This is a genomic window from Corynebacterium sp. HMSC11D10 (assembly GCF_001806995.1).
GTDB classification, from domain to species: domain Bacteria; phylum Actinomycetota; class Actinomycetes; order Mycobacteriales; family Mycobacteriaceae; genus Corynebacterium; species Corynebacterium coyleae.
Map to the genome: position 1 here is coordinate 1 of NZ_KV787081.1, position 6,454 is coordinate 6,454.

The 6,454-nt window shown below is 58.8% G+C and carries 3 protein-coding genes and 1 tRNA gene; 1 reads left to right on the top strand and 3 read right to left on the bottom strand.

Going from position 1 to position 6,454, the window contains the following annotated elements; all coding sequences use genetic code 11:
* From HMPREF3120_RS09880 to mgtE, 3 genes are all read right to left on the bottom strand, one after another.
* The coding region (locus HMPREF3120_RS09880) for an MSCRAMM family protein (protein ID WP_141739425.1) at positions 1-1,975 on the bottom strand (1,975 nt) is incomplete at its 3' end.
* Positions 1,976-2,240: 265 nt separating this feature from the next.
* Positions 2,241-2,316: transfer RNA gene (locus HMPREF3120_RS09885), tRNA-Arg, on the bottom strand.
* A 73-nt stretch (positions 2,317-2,389) separates the two neighbouring features.
* Positions 2,390-3,742 (bottom strand): magnesium transporter, encoded by a 1,353-nt coding sequence (gene mgtE, locus HMPREF3120_RS09890; protein ID WP_070422014.1) that lies wholly within the window; start codon positions 3,740-3,742, stop codon positions 2,390-2,392.
* Between the two features lie 169 nt (positions 3,743-3,911).
* On the opposite strand from mgtE, the gene HMPREF3120_RS09895 reads away from it, so the two are divergent.
* Positions 3,912-6,368, top strand: coding sequence for a hypothetical protein (locus HMPREF3120_RS09895; RefSeq protein WP_070452907.1), 2,457 nt, complete (start codon positions 3,912-3,914; stop codon positions 6,366-6,368).
* Positions 6,369-6,454: the final 86 nt, after the last annotated feature.

A 6,454-nucleotide genomic window follows, 5' to 3' on the forward strand; every position in this document is an offset into this window, starting at 1 on the left:
GAACCGGCTTACCCCGATCATCCACGATATCGCCTGAAACCGAACCATCATTCGGTGTCACCTTGAAGTCGGCAGTCTTCGAAGCTTGCCCCTCGTCGTTGATCGAAATAGTGAATTCGGCTGGAGAAGCCATCTGGTAGTGACCAGGCTTCTTAAGGGACGCGATGTAAGTCCCCTTAGCCAGTTCGCTCGTCACAAACGACTGACCATTATTGAGAACTTGAGAAAATACTTGCTGGCCATCGGTTCGTTTGACAACCACCTCGGCAGTGTCATCCCCAAACAAGCCAGACACCGATCCGGCAACTGCACCCTTATTCTGGGCAACCTTGAAGTCTGCTGTCCTAGAAGCTTCACCGTTGTGATCTACGAAAACCTCAACAACAGCATCGGATTCCATACGGTAGTCAGAAGGTTTGCTGACAAAAACGTTATAAACGCCCTTTGTGAGAGCATCGGTTTCGAACTTCTCACCATTCCCCAGTTCCTGGGTATAGACCTGTCTCCCGTCGACCTGGCGAACTATGACCGTTGCTTTATCATTGCCGACCAAGCCGGAAACTGAGCCGGTAATCGCTCCCTTATTTTGATTGAATTCAAACTCAGCCTTACCGGAGGTCCGTCCGTCATCGTCAATTTCGACGCTGCGTTCGCTGCCACCGCTCGAGACGATCCGGTAATCATTCGGCCAAGCAGATACACGCATTACGTATTTATCTGCGATAAATGGCGAAAGGCTGAATGAACCATTCCCTTGCCAGCCTGACCACTTCACTTCCCCAGCCATATTGCTCAGTACCATCCAGACCCGCGCACCGTCAGCCAATCCGGACACAGATACAGGAATCGACCCAGTGTTCTGCTTAAACGTAAAATCAGCACGACGGTCACTTTGGCCATTGTTATCAATCCGAACGGTTTGCTCACTACCGCCAGGCGACGTCACCTTATAGTCAGACCGCCAGCCAGACACAGACACCGAATACGACCCGGCGACCATTCCAGGCGCTGCGAAGTTTCCATTGCCTACTTCATCGGACCACTGAGTCACACCATTTGCATCTACAACCCTCACCTGGACCTTTTGGCCAGATCCAAGGCCTGACACAGACACAGGAACCGAGCCAGTGTTCTGCTTAAACGCAAAATCAGCACGACGGTCACTTTGACCATTGTTATCAATCCGAACAGTTTGCTTATCGCCACCAGCCGACGTCACCCTGTAATCAGCCGGCCAGCCAGACACAGACACCGAATACGATCCTGGGGCCATACCAGACAGGACAAAGGAACCATTGCCCAACTTGTCGGACCCCCGGGTGACGCCATTTTCATCTACGATGCGCACCTCGACCGTTTGACCATCCCCAAGGCCCGACACAGAAAGCGGAACCGATCCGGTTACAGGTGTCGATTCTTCCGTCTCGTCTGGTGCATCGTACGCTACCAAACTACCACTCCAATAGCCTCCAACTTTTGGGCTATCCGGGTGTGTTTGGTTCGTGCTGATCGCCATCGGCGTACCGACCGGCAAGTTCAGCTTCTTGGGTAGTTCGAGTGTCAAGACCGCGTAGTCGCCTTCAAAGGTGCCCACTCCATCCACCTCGGCCCACGGCTTAGCCGGGTTGCCAGTGGTAATTGTGTATTTTCCATTTGGAAACTGAACGAGATTCTTGTCTTGAATACGAGGCAATCGCACTTGAAGGCGGTTGCCGGAAATCGCTTGAGCCGAAGCAATGGACAGCTTAATTCCCTTGCTCTTAGTCCAGTGCATAACCTGAGCGCGGCGCACTCCAGATGCCTCCGCAACCTGCACCTCCCCACCAACAACACTCGGCACAGTCAAGCCAGACAGCGCCAGCGACACTGCGGTCATACCTGCAATGGCGGTGCGTTTGCCGGAGAAGCCACGACGTGAGGAACGGCGCGCGGAGAAGTTTGCGTTGAAATCGAACGGAGAGGAAGCGTTGTTCAAGATTGCTCCAATGGTTGATTTTTCTATAACGAGAGAAATTCGAGCAAGAAGTACATAGAACACGAACTTCCGCGCGAGACTTCCAAATAATTTACCAACTTGGACAGGCGCTTTCAAGCGCACTCACATCTAAAGCCCCTGCTTAATCAGTGTTTATTCAGATTCAAAGGGTTTATTAATCTTTGCCGTAATTACGTCTCAGAAAAATCGCGAAAGAAGCGAAAAGGGAAGGCCCCACACAAACCGTGTGGGGCCTTCCCAAAATTGGTGCGCCCGGAGGGATTCGAACCCCCAACCTTCTGATCCGTAGTCAGATGCTCTATCCGTTGAGCTACGGGCGCAGTGCCTGTTGGCAACGAAGAAGAACATTACACCCGGCAGGGCGCACCACCAAAACGGCAGTTCAGGACACTATTACAGGCCAAGCACACTCTTGGCGATGAGGAAGTAAATGACCAAACCGGTCGCGTCGCAGAAGGTAGAGATGAACGGGTTGGAGAACACCGCCGGGTCGGCGCCGACTGCGCGAGCGATGATCGGCATGATGCCGCCGACGGTCGCGGACATGGCGCACACACAAAAAAGTGTGGAACCGATCACAATGCCTATTTCTTGCCCGAAAACGGCCCACGCGATACCCAAACCGAGGATGCCAAGCACCGAACCAAGGGTCGCGCCGACGCGCAGTTCGCGCCACATGACTTTAAAGATGTCGCCCTTGGTCACGTCGTGAAGCGCTAGCGCACGCGTCACCGTTGTCGCGGCCTGGTTACCGGTGTTGCCGCCGGTGCCGGTCAGCAGCGGAATAAATAGGGACAGCACGGTCACTTGGGCGAGCGTGTCCTCGAAGATACCGAGCACCTGCACGGTCAGAATCGCGGAAACCGCCAGCACGAGCAGCCACACGATGCGGGATCGCACCAGGTTGAGCACCGGCGTGGACAGGTACGGCTGCTTCAGCGACTCGGAACCACCCTGACGTGCGGAGTCCTCGCTGTCGGCGAACTCGACGATGTCCTGGGCCTCGTCGTAAGTAAAAATGCCCACAAGGTGCTGGCCGTTATCCACCACCGGGTACGCGAGGTGACCAGACGCGAGCAGGCGACGCGCCGCATACTCGGCGTCTTCGCTCTCCACGACGGTGGGGGTTTCGCGCATGATGGTGCCCACTTCGTCGTCCGCACGCGCCTTGAACAGGTCCTTCAGGCTGAGTACGCCGGTGACGTGGTGCATGTCGTCGATAACTGGCACGGTGTAGATCGTCTCCAGGTCATCAACATGCGCGCGCAGCTTATCGACGACCTCCTGCGCCGTCTCCGTCGCACCAACCGCCTCCACATTCGGCGACATGACACGGCCGACCGACCCCTTCTCGTAGGCGAGAATCAGGTCTGTGTAGGCGCGGTCGTCCTCATCCAACTCGTTGAGAACCCGCTCCGCCACCTCCGGATCCATGTGATCGAGCAGCATGACCAAGTCCTCGGTGCCGAGGGCATCGAACAGGCCGGGGATCTGATGATCACCTAAGGCTTCGACGATTTCGGCCTGGTGGGCGGGCGCGAGGGCGTCGAAAAGCACAGCGGCTCGAGGCGCTGGCAGCAGTCGCACCAGCTCCGCACCGCGTCTCGACGGCTGCCGCTCCACCAAACGGACGATGTCACGCAAGTCCATCCCCGCGAGTTTGTGCTGCATAGCAGCCAAATCGCGCGGGGATAGACGGCGGCGCCGCAACTTCCGTTCAATATTGGCCAAATCAGCCGTTTGCATAGCTCTCACACCGCGAGCGTACCTGGCTTCATATTCACCCGAGCGGGGGCTATTCCCAGATAGCTATTCCGCATTTATTACGCATGTGTAAAACTTTACGAACGTTTTGCGATACATCTCGCGGAAACACCCAGGAATCGGCGTTATCGCCCAGACCCAAGGAGCCCCCATGGCAAAAACTGTACGTTCCCGACGCGTATCCATCGCGGCGGGCGCGCTCTCCCTGGCGCTGGTGGCGCCATTCGTATCCCCCGTCAGCATCACCCCGGTGGCGGCAGCTGTCGACGCCAGCGCGTTCGACACCACCTACACCACCACCAACTTCTGGGATGTCGACGAAGCAGTCGTAGAAGGGCTTGTGCTTGAGCCCGGCGACAAGGTCGAAGCAACGGCACTCCTTCTCGCCCGCAATAAATGGCGCTTCCGCACCAGCGGCTGCAACCTGATTCTCATCCGTCCAGAGGCTGCGATCTCCTTCGGGACAGGTAACCAGAACATTGCGGTCAAGGTAACCAAGGCCGACGGCTCTTCCTTCGACACCACGCTGAAGGTCAACGTCGTGGATAAGAAGGCCGAGGGAAACACGTTCACCGAGCCTGCCGACGCCTGCCCGACCCCTGAGGAACCGACGCCCGAGGCCCCAACCTCGGAGGAGCCCGCTCCGACCACGACCGCTCCTGCAGAAGAGCCAACGTCTGAGCCGGCTCCGACGACGGCTACCCCGCCGGCGGAGGAGTCGTCGACAAGCAATGCTCCGAAGACAACCGCAAGTGCCTTCAACGGTCGCTTCAACACCGCCAACTTCTGGAACAAGAAGGAAGCAGTGGTCGAAGGCCTGAAACTGCAGCCGGGTGACACCGTCGCACCGACGACGAACACGATCTTCAACTGGAACTTCCGTAACGACAACGGCACCCTCACCGTGATTCGCCCGCAGTCCGCGACTGCTTTTGGTACCGGCAACAAGGACATCGCCGTGAAGGTGACCCCCGCCGAGGGCGAGGCGTTCACGACCACGCTGCGTCTGAACGTTATCGACGAGCGCCCCGTCGGCGATTGGGAAAAGGAGCTGGAGAAGACCTACCCGGTCGACTTTGAGAAGTCCACCTCCGCCAAGACGCTGGATGCGCTCAAGCTGCCGAAGGGCGTGACCCTGAGCAAGGGTGGCGTGAGCCTGCCGACCGGCTGGAGCGTCACCACCGACGCCGACGGCGTCCGCATCACCCCGCCGGCCACCTTCACGGAAGGCGACATTGAACTGCCTGTCTCCGTCGAGCAGGTCCACGACGACGGCACGAAGGACACGTTCAAGGCAACGCTGAAGATTGCTGCGAAGAACCCGTCCAAAACCCCGGCTGAAGTAGCAGGTACCGCAGCAGACATTCTCGGCCCGCTGCTGGGAAGCATCATCGGCGGCGCGACCGGCGGCACCGGCCTGGGCAGCCTGATTGGCAACCTGATCGGTGGCGGCAAGGGCGAAGGCTCCGAAGGCGGCAGCGGCGGTAACGGCAGCGGCGCCGGCGGCCTCCTCGGCAACCTTCTCGGCGGTCTGCTCGGTGGCGGTAAGGACGGCAAGAGCCCGCTGGAGGGCATCGTCAAGGTTGAGGTGCAGCCGAGCGGCATCATCGTCACCGGCAACGCCAACCCGACCGTGGAGATCCGTGACAACGGCTCCAACAATGGTTCCGGCAACTCGGTCGTCGTGACGAACAATGCGAACCCGACGGTGGACATCCGCGACAACTTCAACAACAACGGCAACCCGTCCGTTGTCATTACGGATAACCTGAACCCGGTTATCACGGGCAACATGAACGACAACGGGTCCAACAACGGCTCGAACAACTCCGTTGTGGTCACCAACAACGCCAACCCGGTCATCACCAACAACGCCAACAACAACGGCTCGAACAACTCGGCCATTGTGACGGGCAACGCGAACCCTGTTGTCACCGGCAACGCCAACAACAACGGTTCTGGTAACTCGGTCGTCGTCACGGACAATGCAAACCCGCGCGACAACCTGAACAACAACGGTTCCAACAACTCGGTCGTGGCGACCAACAACGCCAACCCGACCGTTGTCATCACCGGCAACGCGAACGACAACGGCTCGAACAACTCCGTTGTGGTCACGAACAACGCCAACCCGGACATCCGCGACAACGCCAACGGTGGTCTGTTCGGCAGCTCGGGTGGCTCCTCGAAGAAGGGTGGCAACGGCGACCAGCAGGGCGGCGACAAGCTCGTCGGCGCCAAGGTCAACGCCACCGGTGGGTCCTCCGACCCGCGCTGCATCGCTTCCCTCGTCGGCCTTGGCGTGCCGCTGGTCCTGATGCTGCCGCTCGCGCTGGCTAACCAGGCGGGCCTCCCGGGCCTGGGTCAGGCAAACGGCCAGGCTGGCGACATCTTCACCGCGGCCGCCCGCAACGCTGGCCTCGATCCTGCCCAGGCGATGGCAATCGGCGGCGGTATCGTCGGCCTGGTTTCCGCGCTGCTGATCGCTACCGCGGTACGCACCTGTGTCCCGGACGTGCAGAGCGTTGACATCAACGTCAACGGCTCGTCCCGCAAGGATAAGGAGGAGGCGCCGACTACGGTTGCGCCGGTCGTCGAGACGCAGTAGCCCCTCAATGCGAAAACCCCCGCTCAGCGGGGGTTTTTCTTGTGCGCCCGGAGGTGTCTGAAGTCACGACATATTTGACAGGGTGT

What these genes read in the sequence shown, in the direction of transcription:
- mgtE (WP_070422014.1), bottom strand. Translation starts at nt 3,742, where the DNA reads ATGCAAACGGCTGATTTGGCCAATATTGAACGGAAGTTGCGGCGCCGC.
- HMPREF3120_RS09895 (WP_070452907.1), top strand. Translation starts at nt 3,912, where the DNA reads ATGGCAAAAACTGTACGTTCCCGACGCGTATCCATCGCGGCGGGCGCG.